This is a genomic window from Amycolatopsis sp. NPDC051373 (assembly GCF_040689465.1).
Classification (GTDB): Bacteria; Actinomycetota; Actinomycetes; order Mycobacteriales; family Pseudonocardiaceae; genus Amycolatopsis.
Window position 1 is genome coordinate 530,080 of sequence record NZ_JBFBAE010000001.1, and the last position, 18,927, is coordinate 549,006.

15 protein-coding genes and 1 tRNA gene are annotated in these 18,927 nt (G+C 68.9%); 8 read left to right on the forward strand and 8 right to left on the reverse strand.

Going from position 1 to position 18,927, the window contains the following annotated elements; translation table 11 throughout:
- The first annotated feature begins 121 nt into the window (after positions 1 to 121).
- Both AB0383_RS02620 and AB0383_RS02625 read left to right on the forward strand, forming a co-directional pair.
- On the forward strand, positions 122 to 1,021 hold the full coding sequence (locus tag AB0383_RS02620; protein ID WP_366184678.1) for an amidohydrolase family protein: 900 nt from the start codon (positions 122 to 124) through the stop codon (positions 1,019 to 1,021).
- Positions 1,022 to 1,266: 245 nt separating this feature from the next.
- Positions 1,267 to 2,082, forward strand: coding sequence for an IclR family transcriptional regulator (locus AB0383_RS02625; protein ID WP_354865302.1), 816 nt, complete (start codon positions 1,267 to 1,269; stop codon positions 2,080 to 2,082).
- A gap of 17 nt (positions 2,083 to 2,099) precedes the next feature.
- Here the strand turns inward: AB0383_RS02625 and AB0383_RS02630 are convergent, their stop codons facing one another.
- From AB0383_RS02630 to AB0383_RS02640, 3 genes are read right to left on the reverse strand one after another with little or no spacing between them, the layout of a single operon-like run.
- Positions 2,100 to 2,540 (reverse strand): GNAT family N-acetyltransferase, encoded by a 441-nt coding sequence (locus AB0383_RS02630; protein WP_220245228.1) that lies wholly within the window; start codon positions 2,538 to 2,540, stop codon positions 2,100 to 2,102.
- Positions 2,541 to 2,583: 43 nt separating this feature from the next.
- Positions 2,584 to 3,144 (reverse strand): TetR family transcriptional regulator, encoded by a 561-nt coding sequence (locus AB0383_RS02635; protein ID WP_366184681.1) that lies wholly within the window; start codon positions 3,142 to 3,144, stop codon positions 2,584 to 2,586.
- Positions 3,141 to 3,467, reverse strand: a complete 327-nt coding sequence (locus tag AB0383_RS02640) for a multidrug efflux SMR transporter (protein WP_364169519.1) — start codon at positions 3,465 to 3,467, stop codon at positions 3,141 to 3,143. The genes AB0383_RS02635 and AB0383_RS02640 overlap by 4 nt, the downstream gene beginning before the upstream one ends.
- A 178-nt stretch (positions 3,468 to 3,645) precedes the next feature.
- Here AB0383_RS02640 and AB0383_RS02645 point away from each other — a divergent pair, with 178 nt between their 5' ends.
- The 4 genes from AB0383_RS02645 (at position 3,646) to AB0383_RS02660 (ending at position 8,735) form a co-directional block, all read left to right on the forward strand.
- Entirely contained in the window at positions 3,646 to 5,907 is a 2,262-nt protein-coding gene (locus AB0383_RS02645) for a (Fe-S)-binding protein (RefSeq protein WP_364169521.1), read from the forward strand.
- 137 nt (positions 5,908 to 6,044) lie between these two features.
- The gene (locus AB0383_RS02650) at positions 6,045 to 6,989 is read left to right on the forward strand and encodes a hypothetical protein (protein WP_364169524.1); all 945 of its coding nucleotides are present in this window, start codon (positions 6,045 to 6,047) and stop codon (positions 6,987 to 6,989) included.
- A gap of 300 nt (positions 6,990 to 7,289) precedes the next feature.
- On the forward strand, positions 7,290 to 7,703 hold the full coding sequence (locus AB0383_RS02655; RefSeq protein WP_366184684.1) for a DUF742 domain-containing protein: 414 nt from the start codon (positions 7,290 to 7,292) through the stop codon (positions 7,701 to 7,703).
- A 27-nt stretch (positions 7,704 to 7,730) separates the two neighbouring features.
- Positions 7,731 to 8,735 carry a cation diffusion facilitator family transporter gene (locus tag AB0383_RS02660; RefSeq protein WP_364169529.1) on the forward strand — a complete coding sequence of 335 codons (1,005 nt, stop codon included), beginning with the start codon at positions 7,731 to 7,733 and terminating at the stop codon, positions 8,733 to 8,735.
- A gap of 7 nt (positions 8,736 to 8,742) precedes the next feature.
- Here AB0383_RS02660 and AB0383_RS02665 read toward each other — a convergent pair whose 3' ends face one another.
- The 3 genes from AB0383_RS02665 to AB0383_RS02675 all read right to left on the reverse strand — a co-directional run bounded on the left by AB0383_RS02665 (position 8,743) and on the right by AB0383_RS02675 (position 15,575).
- On the reverse strand, positions 8,743 to 9,492 hold the full coding sequence (locus tag AB0383_RS02665; RefSeq protein ID WP_364169532.1) for a CAP domain-containing protein: 750 nt from the start codon (positions 9,490 to 9,492) through the stop codon (positions 8,743 to 8,745).
- 188 nt (positions 9,493 to 9,680) lie between these two features.
- Entirely contained in the window at positions 9,681 to 15,041 is a 5,361-nt protein-coding gene (locus AB0383_RS02670) for a hypothetical protein (RefSeq protein WP_366184687.1), read from the reverse strand.
- Between the two features lie 63 nt (positions 15,042 to 15,104).
- Positions 15,105 to 15,575 (reverse strand): MarR family transcriptional regulator, encoded by a 471-nt coding sequence (locus tag AB0383_RS02675; RefSeq protein ID WP_364169537.1) that lies wholly within the window; start codon positions 15,573 to 15,575, stop codon positions 15,105 to 15,107.
- An 88-nt stretch (positions 15,576 to 15,663) separates the two neighbouring features.
- Between AB0383_RS02675 and AB0383_RS02680 the strand changes: the two genes are divergently transcribed.
- Positions 15,664 to 16,851: an FAD-dependent monooxygenase gene (locus AB0383_RS02680; RefSeq protein ID WP_366184689.1), complete on the forward strand. Its 1,188-nt coding sequence runs from the start codon at positions 15,664 to 15,666 to the stop codon at positions 16,849 to 16,851.
- On the opposite strand, the gene dcd is transcribed toward AB0383_RS02680, so the two are convergent.
- A complete protein-coding gene (gene dcd / locus AB0383_RS02685) occupies positions 16,848 to 17,429 on the reverse strand; it encodes a dCTP deaminase (protein WP_220245217.1) in 582 nt (193 codons plus the stop codon). The genes AB0383_RS02680 and dcd overlap by 4 nt on opposite strands.
- Before the next feature lie 84 nt (positions 17,430 to 17,513).
- A complete protein-coding gene (locus AB0383_RS02690; RefSeq protein ID WP_366184899.1) occupies positions 17,514 to 18,710 on the reverse strand; it encodes an oxygenase MpaB family protein in 1,197 nt (398 codons plus the stop codon).
- Between the two features lie 119 nt (positions 18,711 to 18,829).
- Between AB0383_RS02690 and AB0383_RS02695 the strand changes: the two genes are divergently transcribed.
- Positions 18,830 to 18,900 (forward strand) — tRNA-Gly (locus AB0383_RS02695).
- Positions 18,901 to 18,927: the final 27 nt, after the last annotated feature.

Genomic DNA, 18,927 nt, shown 5'->3' on the forward strand with positions numbered 1-18,927 from the left:
GTGGCCCTGTGGTGTTTTTCCGACAGGTGGAATCACTGCCGTTGACCCGCTCCCTCGCCGGGGAAGACGATCGGAAGCTGCACATCAGCACGTACCTCGTACCGCAAGGGAGCCGGCACCGATGTACGAAAAGGACGGCGAGCGCTACTTCATCGTCGACGGTCACGTGCACTTCTGGACGCCGACGGAAGTCGGCTTTCGCCACCAGAGCGAGGAAACGATCGTCCACGACCTGTTCGAAACCGGGTACGTGGACCACGCGATCTTCCAGCCCGCCGCCACCGCCGACCCCGACGGCGCGGCACCCGGGAGCGTGCTGACCGAGCGGTACCCCGGCCGGTTCACCGTCGCCGGCCTCGAGCCGGTCGCCGGGAACCTCAAGGGCGTCAAGCTCGTCACCACCGAACAGGCGGGCCGGCAGCTGTCGGACCCGGACTCCTACCGCTTCCTGGAGAAGTGCCAGGAGCTCGGCATCCGCAACATCCACCTCCACGCCACCCCCTCGATCCGCCCGCTCGACCGCGACGGCTCGGATGGCACGGGCGGCTCCGACGCGTCCGCGGCCTTCGACGCCGCCGGCCTCGACGAGGTCGCCGCAGCGTTCCCCGACCTGCGCTTCATCGTCGAGCACGTGGGCTTGGCGCGGCTGCAGGACTTCTGCTGGATCGCCACGCAGGAGCCGAACGTGTACGCCGGCCTCGCGCTCGCGTTGCCCGCCATCCTCACCCGGCCGCGCCAGTTCGCCGAGATCATCGGCGAACTGCTCTACTGGATGGACGAGAACCGGATCACGTTCGCCAGCGACTACGGGCTCCAGCACCCGAAGTGGCTGATCGAGTCCTTTGTGGACTTCGAGATGCCGGAGGACTTCCAGGACGAGTACGGTGAGCTCACCACGGACGTGAAGAAGAAGATCCTCGGCCTCAACGCGGCTCGCCTGTACGACCTCGAGGTGCCGGACGGCTGCGGGAGGACCGAAGCGGCGGCCGAGATCGGTTCGAACTCGAAAGTACCGGTGTGACGCCGGGACTCACCCGTTCGGTCCAGCGGGCCGAGATCCCGGTACGCCGGAGTCACCACGGCCGGTCGGCGGGCGACCTGCACTGATCTCACCGGGTGAAGCCGAGGCCCGGTCGGTGTGAGCACCCGCGGCGACGTCGGAATCGTTGCCGACCGGGTGCTCCACTTGAGCCGTTCGGAGCACGTATGGTGGTGGGCGCATGTGATCGCCCGTTCACTGCCGAACGGTTTCACGGAGGTGCCGCTGTGTCCGAACCCGCCCTGCCGCTTTCCGACGACGACATCACCGAGAAGGAACCCAGCGGGCTGATCGGTTCGGCGCAGCGGGCGCTGCGCGTGCTCGAGATCGTGGCCGGCGCCGGTGACGGCATCGCGGCCAAAGCCGTGGCCCGGCGCGCCGGTTACAAGCTCTCGACCACCTACCACCTGCTCAACACGCTGGTCCACGAAGGCTATTTGATCCGCCTCGGCCACGGCCGGGGATTCGGCCTCGGCTACAAGGTCGGCGGCCTCTACCACAGCCTGCTCGGCGAGCTCGACGTCGACCACCAGCTGCGCGACGGCCTGCACCAGCTGCACCTGCGCGTGAGCGCGCCCGCGTACTACACGGTCTTCCGAGACACCGACGTCGTCGTCGCGGCCGTCGCCGACTCGCCGGAGTTCCCGCGCGCCCAGCCGCTCGACTTCGGTTTCCACGAAGCCGCGCACGCCACCGCGTTCGGCAAGGTGATGCTGGCGTCGCTGCCGGCGCGCGAACGCCGCGACTACCTCGCCGGCGCGGGCATGCCCCGTCTCACCGACCGCACCCGCGTGACGTCGCGCGACCTCGAGACGGAGCTCGAAACCGTGGCGCGCTCGGGGATCGCGCTGGAGATCGAGGAGTTCCAGCCCCAGCTGGCGTGCGTGTCCGCGCCGGTGCTCGACACCGAGCAACGCGTGACGGGTGCGGTCGCGTTCTCGGTGCCGGTGCATCAGTTCGCCGACCGCCGCTCGGACCTCGAACGTGCCGCCCGTGCCGGGGCGGCGCACTTCTCGAAGTTGTTGTCCGCCAAGGACAACTGAAAATTCGACCGACCGGTCTACCGGAGCGCTTCCCGGTTGGCACCCTCGCGTTCGAGGAACCGGCCCTTGGTGTGCTCGCCGAACCCGAACTGCCGGTACAGCCCGTGCGCGTCGGCCGTGTGCAGCATCCAGCGCATGCCGGCGCCCGGGCCGTTGTCGATCATCTCGCGCACGATCTCCTTGCCCAGCCCCGAACCACGTGCGTCCTCGACCACGAACACGTCGGCGAGGTAGGCCGACGTCACGCCGTCGGAGATCGCCCGCGCGAAGCCGACCTGGCGGCCGGTGGCGCGCTCGTACGCGCCGACCACGCGCCAGGACCCGGCGACGGCCGCCTCGACCTGATCACGCGTGCGCCAGCGGCCCCAGTAGGCCTCGGTGGAGAGGAACTTCCACAGCACGTCGAGATCGAGCCGGCCGGGGTCGTCGTCGAGTTCGTAGTCGCCTGCGATCCGCATGCGGGCAAGTTAGCCGAACTCGTGAAAAGAGCGCACGGGAGTTTCAACGAGGCTTGAGGAGGTAGTCCACTACCGGCCGCAGCTCTTCGGCCGAGGGCGGTTCGTCGTCGATCAGGCCCTGGATCAGCAAGCCGTCGATGCCGGCGAGGAACACGCGGAACGCGACCTCGTTGTCGTGGCGGACCATGGACGTGAGGACGTCGAGCCAGCGCCGCGCGGCCGGGCGCAGCTCGGGTTTGCGCGCGGCCAGCAGGTACAGCTCGTACTCGGCCATCGTGCGCCCGCGGCGCGGTCCGAGTGCCTCCGCGAGCAGGCCGGCGACCTCTTCGGCGCCGCGGCTGCCGCGGGAACGGGCGCGGTCGATCATCCAGTAGACCTCGGTGGCCATGTCGCGCGCGCAGGAGACGAGCGTGGCCACGAGCAGGTCGTCGAGCGAGGCGAAGTGGTACGTGGTCGACGCGGTGGGCACGTCGGCCTCCACCGCCACCGTGCGGTGCGTGACCCCTGCGACGCCGTCGCGCTCGATCACCCGCAGGGTGGCCGCGATGATCTCCGCGCGCCGCTTGTCGCCGCGCGCCTTGCGTCCGTCGACCTGGATCTTCACTGGTTGCTCCCGACCTCGATCAGCACCACCCCGCCGATCACGAGCACGAGCCCGCCGGCCATCACCAGGTTGATCGGTTCCTTGAGGAACAGGACCCCGATGATCGCCACGAGCGCCACGCCGACGGCGGCCCACACCGCGTACGCGATGCCGAGCGGCAACCCCGACTTCAGCACGCGGGAAAGTGCGAAGAACGCTACGCCGTACCCGACGGCGACCAGCGCGGACGGCAAGACTTTCGTGAAGCCCTCGGAGAGCTTCAGGGAAACGGTGGCCGTCACTTCTGCGGCGATCGCCAAAGCGAGGTACAAGTAAGCACCCATGAGTACGAAACTACCTGAACGATCGTCTCACTAGCCAGCGAGGCGTGCACCACATCGGTGGGACTTGGGCGCTGCCAACCAGTTACCCATCAGTAAGAAGCGTTACCCTGCTCGGCACCGGCGCTGTGAGAAACGCACAGGCACCGGCACCACCACACCGGACGAAAGGCACCCGACGATGGGCGCTGTAGAGCTGACGCTCGGGGGGATCTCGGTCCTCCTGGGCATCGTCGCCTGGGGACTGTTCATCGCCACCATCGCCCGCTTCGTGCGGGTGATCCGGCTGGGCCAGCCCGACCCGACGCGCAACGGACCGTTCATGCCGCGGCTCGGCACCCTGATCAAGGAGTTCGCCGCGCACACGCGCATGGCGAAGTTCCGTCAGGTCGCGCCCTGGCACTGGATGGTGATGTGGGGCTTCCTCATCGGGTCGCTCGCGCTGTTCGAGGCCTACGGCGAGGTGTTCGTGCCGACGTGGGGCTGGCCAGTCCTCGAGGACTGGTCGCTGTGGAGCCTGCTCATGGAGCTGCTCGGCGTGGCCACGATCGTCGGCGGCATCGGCCTGGTGATCATTCGCCAGGCCAACCACCCGCGCCGTGCCGACCGGCAGTCGCGCTTCGCGGGCTCGAACTTCAAGTGGGCCTACTTCGTCGAGGCCGTGGTGATCATCGAGGGCATCGGCATCATCGGCGTGCGCGCGGCCAAGGCCGCGATGGGCGTGCACGAGACGCCGACGTGGGCCGCCTTCGTGTCCAACCCGCTTTCGCACGCGCTGCCTGCCAGCGCCGCGCTCGTGTCGGTGTTCGCGTTCATCAAGCTGATGAGCGCCACGGTGTGGCTGATCGTGGTGGCCCGCACGATGACCATGGGCATCGCGTGGCACCGCTTCAGCGCGTTCTTCAACATCTACTTCAAGCGCGAGGACGACGGTGGCGTCGCGCTCGGCGCGGTGAAGCCGATGATGAGCAAGGGCAAGGTGCTCGACCTCGAGGAAGCCGATCCGGACGAGGACACGTTCGGCGTCGGCAAGGTCGAGGACTTCAGCTGGAAGGGCTGGCTCGACTTCTCCACCTGCACCGAGTGCGGGCGCTGCCAGTCGCAGTGCCCCGCGTGGAACACGGGCAAGCCGCTGTCGCCGAAGCTGCTGATCACGCAGCTGCGCGACCACGCGTACGCGAAGGCGCCGTACCTGCTGGCCGGCGGCAAGCGGGACATGGCGGGCGACGAGATCGGTTTGACCGGCGACAACTCGCATGCGGGTATCGACGTGCTGGCGCTGGCCGAGTCCGAGCGGCCGTTGATCGGCGGCGCCGAAGACGGGGGCGTGATCGACCCCGACATGCTGTGGTCCTGCACTTCGTGTGGCGCCTGCGTGGAGCAGTGCCCGGTGGACATCGAGCACGTCGACCACATTGTCGACATGCGCCGCTACCAGGTGATGATCGAGTCTTCGTTCCCCACCGAGCTCAACGGCATGTTCAAGAACCTGGAGAACAAGGGCAACCCGTGGGGCCAGAACGCCAAGGACCGTCTCCAGTGGACGGAGGACCTCGACTTCGAGGTGCCCGTCTTCGAAGGCGACCTGGGTGACGCAGAGTACCTGTTCTGGGTCGGCTGCGCCGGTGCCTTCGAGGACCGCGCGAAGAAGACCACGCGCGCCGTGGCCGAGCTGCTGCACATCGCGGGCGTGAAGTACACCGTGCTCGGCTCGGAGGAGTCGTGCACCGGTGACCCGGCGCGCCGCGCGGGCAACGAGTTCCTGTTCCAGATGCTGGCCCAGCAGAACGTCGAGGTCCTGAACTCGGTGTTCGAGGGCCGCGAGCGCAAGGCGCGCAAGGTCGTGGTGACCTGCGCCCACTGCTTCAACACGCTGGCCAACGAGTACCCGGAGCTGGGCGGCCAGTTCGACGTCGTGCACCACACGCAGCTGCTCAACCGCCTGGTGCGGGAGAAGTACCTGACGCCGGTCGCGCCCGTCGCGGAGGACGTCACCTACCACGACCCGTGCTACCTCGGCCGCCACAACAAGGTCTACGACGCTCCGCGTGAGCTCGTCGGGGCTTCGGGCGCGAAGTTGCGCGAGATGCCCCGCCACGGTGACCGGTCCATGTGCTGCGGCGCCGGCGGCGCGCGGATGTGGATGGAAGAGAAGATCGGCAAGCGGATCAACGTCGAGCGCGTGGACGAGGCGCTCGGCACCGCGCCGTCGAAGATCGCGACCGGCTGCCCGTTCTGCCGCGTGATGCTCACCGACGGCGTGACCGCGCGCCAGAGCGACGGCCTCGCGAGCGAGCGGGTCGAGGTCGTGGACGTGGCTCAGCTGCTGCTCACGGCGGTGAAGCGCAAGCCGGAGTCCGCCTTGGTGGCGACGGGGGCGCCGTCACTGGAGGAGGCTCCGGCAGAAGCAGCGGACGAGGAGCAGTCGGCTTCGGCCGAATAGCCGGTCCCAAACTGGAATGAACGCCCCTTTCATGATGGCTCGCCATCATGAAAGGGGCGTTTCTCGATCATTTGTCACGGGAACAGTCGTGATTAACGGCCCGTGTACGAATGCTCGCAGAGCGACACGATCACCTCATGCCATTTCGCAAGACAGCGGTTGTCGCGCTCGCTCTGTTCTCCCCGTTCGTCGCCGAATTCCTGCTCGGTGATCAATACCTGGCCGGGCCGCCCGGCCAGGTATTGATCACCCAGCAACTCGGCATGTTCGCGATGTTCGTGGCGCTCTACGGCTCGGCCGCGGTACTGATCCGCGAGGTCGCGCGCCGCCGCGGCCGGGGCCGGCCGACGATCCTCACGCTCGCGCTGGCTTTCGGCGTCGTCGAAGAAGGCCTGCTCACGCAAACGTTGTTCAACCCGCACTACCTCGGCCTCGACCTCCTGAGCCCCGCGCACGTGCCCGGGCTCGGCATCGGTGGCCAGTGGACGGTGTTCGTGCTGACGCTGCACGTGGTCTGGAGCATCTGCGCGCCGATCGCGATCGCGGACGCGTTCTCCGGGCGCGAGCGGTGGCTGCGCCGGCCAGGCACGGTGGCGTGGACCTGCGCGCTGCTCGTCGGCGCGGTGGGGACATTCCTGGTGTCTCGCATGATGGGAACTCCGGCGTTCCTCGCGGCGCCCGGACAGCTCGTCGGCGCGGCCGTGGTCGCCGTCGGGCTCGTGTGGTTTGCCTTGCGCCTGCCCGTCCGAACCCTTGACACGCGGGGCTCGGCGTGGGCCGGGTTCACCGTCGGGCTGGGGGTGAGCACGCTGTTCCACCTGGTGGACAAGACCGTGTTGCTCCATTCGTGGGGCACGGTCGCGTTGATGCTGGCGCTCGAAGTGGCCGTGGTCGCGTTCGCCGTGCGCTGCCGCCCGCCCGCGTTTTCCCTGGCAGCAGGCGCGATTGTCACGTACTGCTGGGTCGGTCTGCTGACCGCCGCGGGCAACCCGGGCGCGCTGATCGAACAGGTGGTCCTCGTGGCCGCGACGCTTTCGGTACTCGCGCTCACGGCCCGTCGGCGAATTCCGGTAAACGTTTGACGCAAGAGGCACGGACGTACCGGAATGGCTGCGAAAACGTTTACCGTGCACAATTTCTGCACCTCTGGTCCGGCTTCGTCACATTGCCGATGACAGGCAGGACAACGGGCGTAATCTACGATTCCTCGCGACCAACGCCGCTTGCGGGAAGCGAATTCGGCTACCGATATAAGGGGGCGCGACGTGGTGAACGGGTACAGCGGGCCTGGTTACATCGGTCACTCGGGAACCCCCTTTCCACCTTCCGGGCGAGTCAGCGTCGCGCCGGGCCGGGCCCCCGAACCCGTTTGGCCGAGCGAAGTGCCCGAGGAGTTCGCGGGCGAGCCCGTGGCGGGCGACGGCTGGGTCTCCGACCCGTCACCGGTTCCCGGCCCGCGGACGCTCGTCCGGCCGTACGTCCTCACCCGTGGCCGCACGCATTCCCGCCGCAACCTCGCCGTCGAGGCGCTCGTGAAGGCCAACGCCCGGGACCCGCGCTGGAACGGGCCGCAGGTGAAGGGCGAGTTCCGGATCGTGCGGTCGCTGTGCCTGTACCCGCGCTCGGTGGCCGAGGTCGCCGCCACGCTGAGCGTTCCGCTCGGCGTCGCCCGGGTCCTGCTCGACGACCTGGCCGAGCTCGGCCTCGTGACGATCCACGCGCCGCAGCGCAAAGAGGACGGCCGGCCGGCGATCGCGCTCATGGAGCGAGTGCTTTCGGGTCTCAACCGACTCTGACCCACCCGCGCGGCTAGTCTTCTGCGCGTGAGTGAGCAAGAGGAATCGGGCGGCGAGAGCACCCTCACGGTGCTGCTGGCCGGCGGCGTGAACCTGGCCATCGCCATCCTGAAGCTGATCGCCGGGATCATCACCGGCTCGGGCGCGATGCTGTCGGAGGCCGCGCACTCCTTCGCCGACACCATCACCGAGGTCCTGCTGCTCACGGCGTTGAAGCGTTCGGAGCGCCCGGCCGACCGCGTCCACCCGTTCGGCTACGGCAAGGAGCGCTACTTCTGGTCGCTGCTCGCGGCCGTCTCGATCTTCGCCTCGGGCGCGATGTTCGCGCTGTACGAAGGCTTCACCACCGTGTTCGGCGAGCCGGAGGAGCAGACCGACCCGATCGTCGCCTACGGTGTGCTCGCTGCGGCGTTCGTGCTCGAGGGCATCTCGTGGCTGCAGGCCATTCGGCAGGTGCGCAAGGAGTCGAGGGCCGAGGGCCGCTCGTTCTTCACTTACCTGCGCATGATCGACGATCCCGCGCCCAAGACTGTGCTGTTCGAGGACTCAGCCGCGCTGATCGGCCTGCTGCTCGCATTCGCCGGTATCGGGTTGCACCAGCTCACGGGTTCTTCGCTCTACGACGGGATCGCGTCGATCCTCATCGGCCTGCTGCTCGCCTGCGTCGCGTACCTCCTGGGGCGCACCAACCGGGGTCTGCTAGTGGGGCGCCAGGCCGATCCGCGGATCGTGCGCGGCGTGCGCGACCACCTCGTGGCGGCGCCCGAGATCGAGGCACTGGTGGACCTGCAGACGATGCTGATGGGTACGGACCAGGTGCTGGTGTGCGCCCGCGTGGACTTCGACGATTCACTGGGCGCGGCCGATGTCGAGTTCGCCTGCGTGCGGATCGCGGGCGAGCTGACCGAGGGGTTCCACGACGTCACCGAGGTGTTCATCGAGCCGGTGCCGCGGACGGATCCGAGCCTGCGGGCGGCCGTGCTGGCGCGCTACGGCGACTTGACCACGCGGCCGATCGAGGATTCGCGGTAGGGCTTGTTCAGTACCCGAAGTCCTGCGTCCAGTACCAGCCGGCGGTGGTCACGCCGACGCCGAGCTTGGTCAGCGAGCAGTTGAGGATGTTCGCGCGGTGTCCGCTGGAGTTCATCCACAGCTGCATCACCTGCTTCGCACTCGTCGCGCCCTTCGCGATGTTCTCGGCGCCTGGCTTGCTGTAGCCGGCGTCGCGGATGCGCTCGTCGAAATGCTTGCCCTCAGGCGTGTCGTGCGAGAAGTAGTTGCGGGCCGACATGTCGTCGCTGTGGTCCTGCGCGGCCTGGTCGAGGTGGGACTCTTCGGCGACGGGGTCGCAGCCGGCCTTGGCGCGCTCGTCGTTCACGAGGTCCACGACCTGCCCTGCCATCGAGGGGTTCGTGGTGCGGGGCTGGGTGGTCGACGTCGGGGTGGTCTTGGGATCCGGCTTGGGCGGCGCGGGGGTGCCGGAGCCCGTGGTGCCGGACGCGGGCGTCGACGTCGGGCCTGGGCCGGCGGAGGTCGACGTCGTGGGGGCGGTCGAACCGGACGTCGGGGTGCCGCCCGCGCCGCCCGTGCCCGGGGCCGGGATGCCGCCCGGCGTGGACGACGACGGCTGCTTCGCGTAGGGATCGACCGGCGGCACGCCGGACAGCGGGTCGGACTGCCCTGTCGCGGCGCTACCGAGAGTCGCCACGCTGGGTCCGTCGTGGAGCCATACTGTCCCTCCAGCGGCGGAGAAACCGCCGAGAAGAACACTCAGTGACACCAAAACCACTCGACCACGCGCACCAATGGGGGACACGGGCGAGAAAACTATCACGAACCGATTACGACCGTTACCCCCGAAAGGCGCAGTGCCTTATTTGATCAAGCCCGGGAAATGATCACGTGGTGCGGGGGTTTCCTGGTGCAGGGGGATGGTGATCTCCGGTGCGCGCTGGGGTCGAGAGAGGCTGGGGAGACTCAGCTCACGGCTCGTGGCCTGCGGGTGACGCGCAGGAGCAGCGCACCTGCGGCGAGGAGGGCGAGGCTGACCAACGCGTCGGTGGTTCGGTCCGGATCGGGGCCGGGGATCGGCTGCGTTTGTGCGGCCGTTCGGGCGTGGGGGCCGAGGATCCGGACGGTCGCGGCGGCTCGGACGGTGAGCGGTTTCGCGGCGTCGGGTCGGGCCGTGACTTCGACGGCGTCGGTGAGCGTGCCTGCGCGGGGTGCGGTGGCGGTGCGGGTCCATTCGCGCCGGCTGCCGGGGTCGAGGTGGTGGCCGTCGAGTGTGAGCGGGGTGGTGCCGGTGTTGGCGGCGGTGACGAGGAACGTGACGGTGTCGCCGGGGTTGGCAGTGGGCTCGGCTTGTTCGGTGAGGTTCAGAGCTGGGCGCGGGGTGGGGTGGGCCCGCTTGGGGGCTGGGGAGTTCTCGACGTTGGTGGTCGTGGTGGCGGCCGCCGTGAGCTGGTGGCCGGCGGGGTCTTGGGCGGTGGCGGTGGTGTCGGTGACGGCCGTCGATTGGGCCGTGAGGGTGCACGCGCGGAGGGTTTCGGTGCCGGGCTCGAGTCTGGGCAGCGTGAACGCGCAAGCCGGGTCGGTGGCGCGAACGGTCACGTCGTGCAGTGCTGCGTCTCCGGTGTTGCGGACGGTGGTCAGGTACGTCACGGGGTCACCGGAGCGGATGGGCTGGTCGAGGTGATCGGTCCTGACGGTGAGGCCGGGGTGGATCACGGGGACGGGCGCGTGCGCGGTGGTGGTGATGGGGGCGCCGCGGGTCGGGGTGGCGCTGACCTGGGTGGTGTCGGTGGTCGTGCCGGTCGCGGTGGTGGTGCACGGGTAGCGCTGGATGCCGTTGACGGGCAGCGTCGGGAAGGTCCGCGAGCACTCGGGAGCGTGGGGGTCGGTGACGTGGACGTCGTGCAGGTTGGTGTCGCCGGTGTTGGTGAGGACGAGGTCGAACCGCACGGAGTCGTCGGGGGCGAAGGGACCTGCGGTGCTGGTTTTCGTGACGGTGAGTTTCGGTTGCAGCACCTCGAACGACGCTTGCGCCGACGACGTCACCGTGCGTTGGGTCGGATCGGTGCCGGTGGCCTTGGTGGTAATGGTGAATCCGGTTTTGCCCGCGACCGTCGTGCAGGTGTAGGTCTCCTCGGCGTCGGGCGCGAGGGCCGCGAAGCCGCGGCCGCAGGCGGCGGTGTGATCGTCCACAACGGACACCTTGGTCAGCGGTACGTCGCCGACGTTCTTCACCAGCACGGAGAACGTGACGGTGTCGCCTTCGCGGACCTGGTACGGCTCGGCGTCGCCCATGATCGCGAGCTCGGGGTGGATCACATCGACGTTCGTGGTGCCGGACGTGGTCACAGGGCGGGTCGTCGGGTCGTTGGCTGTGGCGTTGACGGTGGTGGTGAAGTCGTCGGGCGCGGTTTTGACGGTGCAGGTGTAGGTGGCGGCGGCGCCGGTGGCCAGCTGGTCGAAGGCGTCGGCACAGCCGGTGAGGGTGATTTTCGTCAGCGGGGTGTCGCCGGTGTTGGCGACGGTGACGGTGATCGTCACGTCGTCGCCGGGTCGCGCTTGTGCCTGTGCGGCAACGGGTTTCACGGTGAGTGCCGGGTGGATCACGTCGATTTTCGCGTCGGCGGTCGCGGTGAGTGCGGGGCCGGTGGTGGGGGTGCCGGTGACTCGTGCGGTGAGCACGGTGTCGTCGGCGGGGGCGGGTGAGGTGCAGTCGTAGGACTGGGTCGCGTCGGGGGTCAGGGTGGCGAAGGTCTTGGCGCACGCCGGTACTCGGTCGTCAGTTACTTGCACGGCGGTGACCGGTGAGTCGCCGGTGTTGGTGACGGTGAGTGTCGTGGTCACGGCGTCGCCGGCGCGAAAGGGACCGCCGTGCACGGTGCGGGTGAGCGAGAGGCCGGGGTGGACGACGGTGAAGGAGGCGTCGGCCGTCGCGGTGACGGTGCCGCCGAGCGGGTCGGTGGCGGTGACTTTCGCGGTGTTGGTGTAGCCGTCGGAGCCGGCATTGGTCGTGCAGGTGTAGTGGTCGGTGGCGCCGGGGGCGAGGGTGTTGCCGTCCGGGCGGACGCAGGCCGGGGTCTTGTCGTCCATAATGGACACCTTGGTGAGCGGGACGTCGCCGGTGTTGCTCGCTGTGATCGTGAAGGTGACTTGGTCCCCTTCGCGCACTTGCTGCGGCGTTGCCGACTGCGTGATCGTGACGGCGGGGTGGATCACGTCGAGGTGCGCGTCGGCGGTCGCGGTGACCGGGCGGTTCGACGGATCGGTGCCGGTGACTTTGGCGGTGCTGGTGAGGTCGTCGCCGGCGGAGTGGGTGCAGGTGTAGTTCTGTTTCGCCTGCGGGGCCAGGGTTCCGAGGCGGTGGGCGCATTCGGGTGCTGCCGGGTCTTCGACGGTGACGTCGTGCAGTTCGGCGTCGCCCGTGTTGGTGGCGGTGATCGTGAACGTCGCCGGCTCGCCTGGCTTTACGACCGTCGGCGTGACCGTCTGCGTGACGGCGATGGCCGGGTGGATCACGTCGAGGGTGGCCTCGGCGCTCGCCGTCACGAGCGGTCCCACCGGTGGGGCGGCGGTGACGGTGAGCGATTCGGTGACGTCGTCTGCGGGTGCGATGGTGGTGCAGCTGAAGGTCCAGGTGGCGCCGGGTGCCAGGGTGTCGTGGTCCTGCGTGCACGCGTCGGCGCGCTCCGCGGTGGTGACGTGCGGCTTCGTGAGTGGGGTGTCGCCAGTGTTCTTGACGGTGACCTGGATCGGCACGCTGTCGTGTTCGCGGAAGGGTCCACCTTGGACGGTGGTGGTGAGCGTGACGGCCGGGTGCTGGACGGTGAACTTCGCATCGGCCGAAGCCGTGACGGTGCGGGCGGTCGGGTCTGTTCCCGTGACGGTGACGGAGTTGGGGAAGCCGTCCGTTCCGGCCACCGCGGTGCAGGTGAAGGTCTGTTTCCCCTGCGGTGCCAGGATTCCGAGCTGCTTGGCGCAGTCGGGAACCTTGCTGCTGGTCACGGCGAGCTCGTCCAGCGGGACGTCGCCGGTGTTGCGCACCGTGACGCTGAAAGCCACGCGGTCCCCTTCGCTTACCTGCGCGGGTGCGGCGGATTCCGTGACCGCGACGGTCGGATGGATGACGTCGACTGGCGCGTCGGCCGTCACGCTGAGCTGTTTGCCCAGCTCATCCTTGCCGGTCGCGATGGCGGGGTCGGTGAAGTCGTCGCCCGGCGCGAGCAGGTCGCACCGGTAGGTCTGCGTGGCCTCCGGGGCGAGCGTGCCGAACTTCCGCACACAGCCGGGTGCGCGGTCGTCGGCCACCGCGACCTCGTCGAGCGGCGCGTCACCGGTGTTCTTCAGCGTGACGGTGAAGGTCACGCGGTCCCCCTCGCGCACCCGCGCCGGCGCGGCCGTCTTCGTGAGCGACAACGCCGGGTGGATCACCTTCGCCGTGGCCGACGCGGTGTCGGTGACGGGCTGGCCGGACCGGTCGGTACCGGTCGCCGTCACCGTGTTCGTCGTGGTCAGCGCTGGGTTCGCCACGCACGGGAAGCTCTGCTGAGCGCCGGCGGCGAGCGCGCCGAACGTCCGCGAGCACTCCGGCGTGGTGGCGTCGGTGACGGCCACGGGGCTCAGCGGGCTGTCGCCGGTGTTGCGCACGGTGATCGTCCAGGTCACCTGCTCACCGGCGTGGACGACGGCGGGGTCCACCGTCTTGGTGACGTCCAGCGCGGGCGCGATGAGGGGGACCTTGACATCGGCCTTGGCCGTCACCGTCTTGGCCAGCGGATCCGTTCCGGTGACGGACGCGCTGGTGTCGGGCACCGGCGCCTTCGCCGTGCAGGTACCGGTGGTGCGCTGGCCCGGCGCGAGTGTCCCGATCGTGCGCGCGCACGCGCCGACCTTCGCGTCCGTCACGGCGACGTCGTGGAGCGCCACGTCACCGCTGTTGGTGGCGGTGACCGTGAACGTCACGGGGTCGCCGACGCGATAAGCCGCCTTGTCGACCTGCTGCGCGAGCGTGATCGCCGGGTGCACGACGTCGACGTGAGTGGTCGCGCTGCCGTCGAGTGCGTCACCGAGCGTGCTGGTGCCGGTGACCTTCGCGGCGCTCGTGACGTCGTCGTCCGGGGCGGTCACCGTGCACTGGTAACCCGTGGTCGCGCCCGCGGCGAGCTCGCCGATCTTCTTGCCACAGGCGGGAAAGCGCTCGTCGGTGACCTCGACGCCGGTGGCCGCGGTGTCGTTCGGGTTGGTGACACCGACCGTCACGGTGACCTGGTCGCCCGCGTGCGCGCGCGGCGGATCGGCGTGGGTCACGAGCTGCAGATCCGGCACGGGTACGGAGAACACGAGGTTCTGCGCGACGAAATCGTCCCCTGTCGTGCTGAAAGCGAGCTTCGCGCTGGTTGCGCCGCTGGGCACGGCGTCGCTGCTGAACGCTTTCGCGTCGATGCCGAAGGTGTTCTTGACGTCGGGTTTCGCGGCGTTGTCGGCGCTGGCCACGAAGAAGTTGTCCGACGCGCCGGTGCCGGGTTCGGCGACGGGTTTGTCGTTGATGAGGAAGCGGTCACCCGTCCTGCCCCAGTCGCCGCCTTCGGCGGTCACGCCGACGTGGGCGTCGGCCGAGGCCGCGCGGAAACCGGTGACGGTGGTGGTCGTGGCGAGACCGTTCGCACCCTGCGGCACGTGACCGTCGTAGACGTAAACCGCGCGCTTGGCCGGCGCGTACTGCGGATCGCGCGCGGGGTAGGAGAAGACGATCGCCACCGACCAGCCCCCGCCGCATCCGCGGCCGGCGGTGGTCCAGACGTTGGCTGCGGTGAGGGTGAGCGGCGCGCCGGTCGGGGCCGTCGCGAACTGACCGGTCACGTCGGCGTAGGCGGAGTAGAACTTGCCGTCTTCGTTGTAGGACCCGGGCGTGACGTCGGTTTGGGCTGCGCCGACGGAAAACCGCACGGCCTGCGTCTTCGGTGCGCCGGCGGGACTCGCGCACGCCGTCCTCGTGCCACCCCAGCTCAGCCGCGCGAACGCGACCTTCGCGCCCGGCGGGACCGTGACCGACGCGGTGGAAGAGTCGAACGTGCTCGCGTCGGAGTCCACATCGGACCAGCGCAATGCGAAATCGCCGGCGGACTTCTTCGTCTCGCGACTGGCGGCTTTCGCGCAGTCGGCGTCACTCGGCGTGCACTTGACCACGCTGTTGCCGGCGTAGAGGAAATCGCCGTACACCACTTGGTGGTAATTCTGCTGCAATCCCTTGACGGTGTCCGCGTGCGCGGGCACGACGAAGTTGGCCAGGAGGCCGAGTACCGCGAGCAGACGTTTCCCGGCCGAGCCCATGTCCGCGAGCTTTCCACGAACCGGTGAACGAATCGCGTTTTCCAACCCGGCCGTGGCCGCAACTCACTCCAGCGAGCGACTGGTGAGGCGCAAGGTCGACTCGTGGGTGACCGCCGCGGCTCTTTCGAGGAACCCGATCACCGTTCGGAGTTCACCTTCGGAGTAGTCGTTCGCGAGCTCGCGCGTCGCGGCCACGATGTGGTCCCACAGGGACACGGCCCGCTCGATCGTCTCCTCTTCCACCCCGACGAGCACCTTCCGCCGATCGTCCGGGTGCGGCGAGCGGGTGACCATCTGTTTGCGCTCGAGCCGGTCGATCAGCGCGGTGATCGACGCCGGCGCCAGGCCCGCGTATTCCGCGAGCTCCTTCGGCGTGAGCGGGCCGAGGCGCGCGACGTAGTCGAGCACCTTGCTCTCGACTGCCGAGAGGTCGCGCAGGATCGCGATCGCGGTGTGGAACATGACCGTCTCCGTGGACAGCTCCCGCGACTTGAGCAGCAGCTCGTCGACCAGTTTCTCGTGCTCGGTTGACACGACGGGCAGCCTAGCGCATCATTCGATCGACAGTATTATTCGATGCATCGAAATATTCGATTCAGTGAACTATACGAGGGGGCGAAGGATGTCACGGGTGTTGATCGCGGGCGGAGGTATCGCGGGCACGATCACGGCGATCGCGCTGCACGAGGTGGGCCACGAGCCGGTGCTGTTCGAGGCGTACGACCGCACGGCCGAAGGGGTCGGCGCGTTCCTCACGCTGGCCGTGAACGGGCTTGACGCGCTGGCGCCGTTCGGGCTGAAAGACCTGGTCAAACGCCTGGGGTTCGACACGCCGAGGATGAGCATCGGGCTTGGCGACGGCAAGCGGCGCGCCGAGTTCCCGTTGGGCGGACCGCTGCCCGACGGCACGGTGAGCCAGACCGTGCGGCGCTCGGACCTCTACGTCGCGCTGCGCGACGAGGCCGCCAGACGCGGGGTGCGCACGGAGTTCGGCCGGCGGCTCACGGACGCTTCGCAGACGTCGGCCGAGGTCACCGCGGTATTCGCCGACGGCTCGTCGGAGTCCGGCGACCTGCTGATCGGCGCGGACGGCCTGCGGTCCACCGTGCGCCGGATCCTCGACCCGGCCGCGCCGGCGCCCCGGTACGTCCCGCTGCTCAACACCGGCGGCTTCACCACGGCTGTGCGGCTCGACGACGAATCGGGCGTGATGCACATGGTGTTCGGCCGCAAGGTGTTCTTCGCGCACGTCGTGCACCCGGACGGTTCAGTGTGGTGGTTCGCGAATGTCCCGCGCGCGACCGAGCCGACGCCCTCGTCACCGGTACCGAGTGCCGCTGAATGGCGCGCCGAGCTGCTGGACCTGGTGCGCGGCGACCGCACTCGCGCCGCCGAGATCATCGGCGCCACGGAGCACCTCTACGCGCCATGGCCGACCTACGACTTCCCGTCCCTGCCGGTCTGGCACCGCGGCCGCATCGGCATCATCGGCGACGCCGCCCACGCGACGTCACCGGCGGCCGGCCAGGGCGCGTCGATGGCGATCGAGGACGCCGTCACTCTGGCGCAATGCCTGCGCGACGTCGCTCCGGCCGCCGCACTGTCGACGTTCGAGGCCTTGCGCCGCTCACGCGTGGAAGCGGTGGTGGCGCAGGGAAAACGCAACGGCGACGACAAGTCGCCGGGCTTCTTCGGCCGCGTCGTCCGCGACTTCTTCATCCGGCGCACCATCAGGAACGCCGGCGGCGAGGACCCCAACGCGTTCATGTGGAACCACCGCATCGACTGGGCGGCCCCGGTGTCGGTCTAGCGCCAGGTGTCCACGCGGTGGAAGTTCTTGTACGCCCGGCTCGGCGTCGGGCCGCGCTGGCCCTGGTAGCGGGAGCCCGCTTCCTTCGAGCCGTACGGGAACTCCGCCGAGCTGGACAGGCGGAAGATGCACAGCTGGCCGATCTTCATGCCGGGCCACAGCGTGATCGGCAGGTTCGCGACGTTCGACAGCTCGAGCGTGATGTGCCCCGAGAAGCCCGGGTCGATGAAGCCCGCGGTCGAGTGCGTCAGCAACCCCAACCGCCCCAGCGACGACTTGCCTTCGAGCCGCCCGGCGAGGTCGTCGGCCAACGTGACCATCTCGTAGGTCGACCCGAGCACGAACTCGCCCGGGTGCAGCACGAAGGGCTCCTCGCCCTCCTTCTCGACCAGCGAGGTCAGCTCGTCCTGCTGCAGCTGCGGGTCGATGTGCGTGTACTTGCTGTTGTCGAACACCCGGAAGAACCGATCCAACCGCACATCGATGCTCGACGGCTGGACCATCGCGGCATCAAACGGATCAATCCCGAGCCGACCGGCGTCGAGCTCTTTGCGGAGGTCACGGTCACTGAGCAGCACGGACGCAGCCTAACGTCTGCTTTGAACCAGGTGGGATCAGGCTGGTTCAGATGATAACTGTTCCGGTTCGGACGGTAACTGAACTCAGGCAGCGCGCTCATCGCTCCCATACGACGTATCCGCCTTGAACACCTCGTGCACCCGCTTCAGATACCGCCGACGCCCCAGCCCGCCGAGCAGCTCCTGCAGCGCCGTGGCTCCCGGGATGAACCGCCGGGCGGTCTCCGCCGCGAAGTTCACCCCGGCCACCGCCACGACCGCCGCCTGGGCGACCGGGTCGTCGGGCAGCTCCAGGAAATCGGCGTTCTCCTTGCCGAGCACCAGCCGGCTGATCGCGGAGTGCACCGAGACGTTCACGTGCGCCAGCACCTTGCCCGCCGCCCCGCGCCCCTCGCCGATCGCGGCGTGGCTCTCGACGAGGGCCTTGGCCAGGCGTTTCGAGTCGTCGTCGGGGATGAACTCGGTCGCGGCGAGGAGCCAGAGCAGGCGCCAGGCGTCGCCCTCGTCGGCGGGGAGGAGTTCCTCGTCGACGCCCATCAGCCAGCCGATGTAGCGCCACAGGTGCAGGATGTCCGCGCGCTCGCGTTCGGTGTAGCGGAGGCCGAGCAGCTGCGTGCCGAAGACGTAGACCAGCGAGAACAGCAGCAACGTGCCCGCGGTCTGGACCTGGTTGACGGGCCGGTCCCACTGCTCGTAGTCCCAGTCCTCGCGCTGGTTCATCGCCCGCCGCACGTGCGCGTGCACCACGCGGATCCGCACCGCCGCCCGGAACCCGGCCGCGGTCCGGTCCATCGCCCCGGGCGTGGTGACGTCGATCCACCAGGCGGCCGTCTCCACCAGCCGCTTCGGAGCCCGGTTCTCGATCTCCCCGGTCCCCACCAACGCCTTCGTCGCCCGCGACGCCAGATATCCGCCCATCAACGACATGTCGCCCAGCGGAAACAGCCCCAGCAACCCCGCACGCGTGATCGCCTTAGCCCCACGCTCCAGCCTCGCCCGATCCACCCAATACGGCGTCGCCTCGACCGCCGCCATGAACTCCCGCAGCTCAGGGCTGATTTCCTGGCCGCCCCCATGCACCAACGCCCGCTCGAACCGCGCCCGATTCCCGGCATCCCGCCCGAACCACTCCACCAACGCATCCGCCGGCGCGTCCTGCCGCTGCGCGAACTCCCTCAGCCGCTGCACCTGCTCGTCCCCGGCTCGCAGCCCCTCGACCCCGCGCAACCGCGCGACCAGCCGAAACCCGCCCTGCCGGAACAACACCGGGTCGTCCACCACATCCACCTCCGGCGCCGCCACCCCGTCCGACAACAAGTGTTGTCACTTGCCCCCGGCGCCGTCAACCCACGCCCCACTGGACACACCGACCACGCCCCCGTGTAAGCTGGCGAGGCACTGCGGATGTAGTTCAATGGTAGAACATCAGCTTCCCAAGCTGAATACGCGGGTTCGATTCCCGTCATCCGCTCTCATGCGAAAGCCCCAGGTCACACGG

Bases quoted from the DNA above. Each gene is read 5' to 3' on its own strand.
- AB0383_RS02620 (WP_366184678.1), top strand. From the start codon at position 122: ATGTACGAAAAGGACGGCGAGCGCTACTTCATCGTCGACGGTCACGTG.
- AB0383_RS02630 (WP_220245228.1), bottom strand. From the start codon at position 2,540: ATGCGGATCGCAGGCGACTACGAACTCGACGACGACCCCGGCCGGCTC.
- AB0383_RS02640 (WP_364169519.1), bottom strand. From the start codon at position 3,467: ATGGGTGCTTACTTGTACCTCGCTTTGGCGATCGCCGCAGAAGTGACG.
- AB0383_RS02645 (WP_364169521.1), top strand. From the start codon at position 3,646: ATGGGCGCTGTAGAGCTGACGCTCGGGGGGATCTCGGTCCTCCTGGGC.
- AB0383_RS02650 (WP_364169524.1), top strand. From the start codon at position 6,045: ATGCCATTTCGCAAGACAGCGGTTGTCGCGCTCGCTCTGTTCTCCCCG.
- AB0383_RS02670 (WP_366184687.1), bottom strand. From the start codon at position 15,041: ATGGGCTCGGCCGGGAAACGTCTGCTCGCGGTACTCGGCCTCCTGGCC.
- AB0383_RS02680 (WP_366184689.1), top strand. From the start codon at position 15,664: ATGTCACGGGTGTTGATCGCGGGCGGAGGTATCGCGGGCACGATCACG.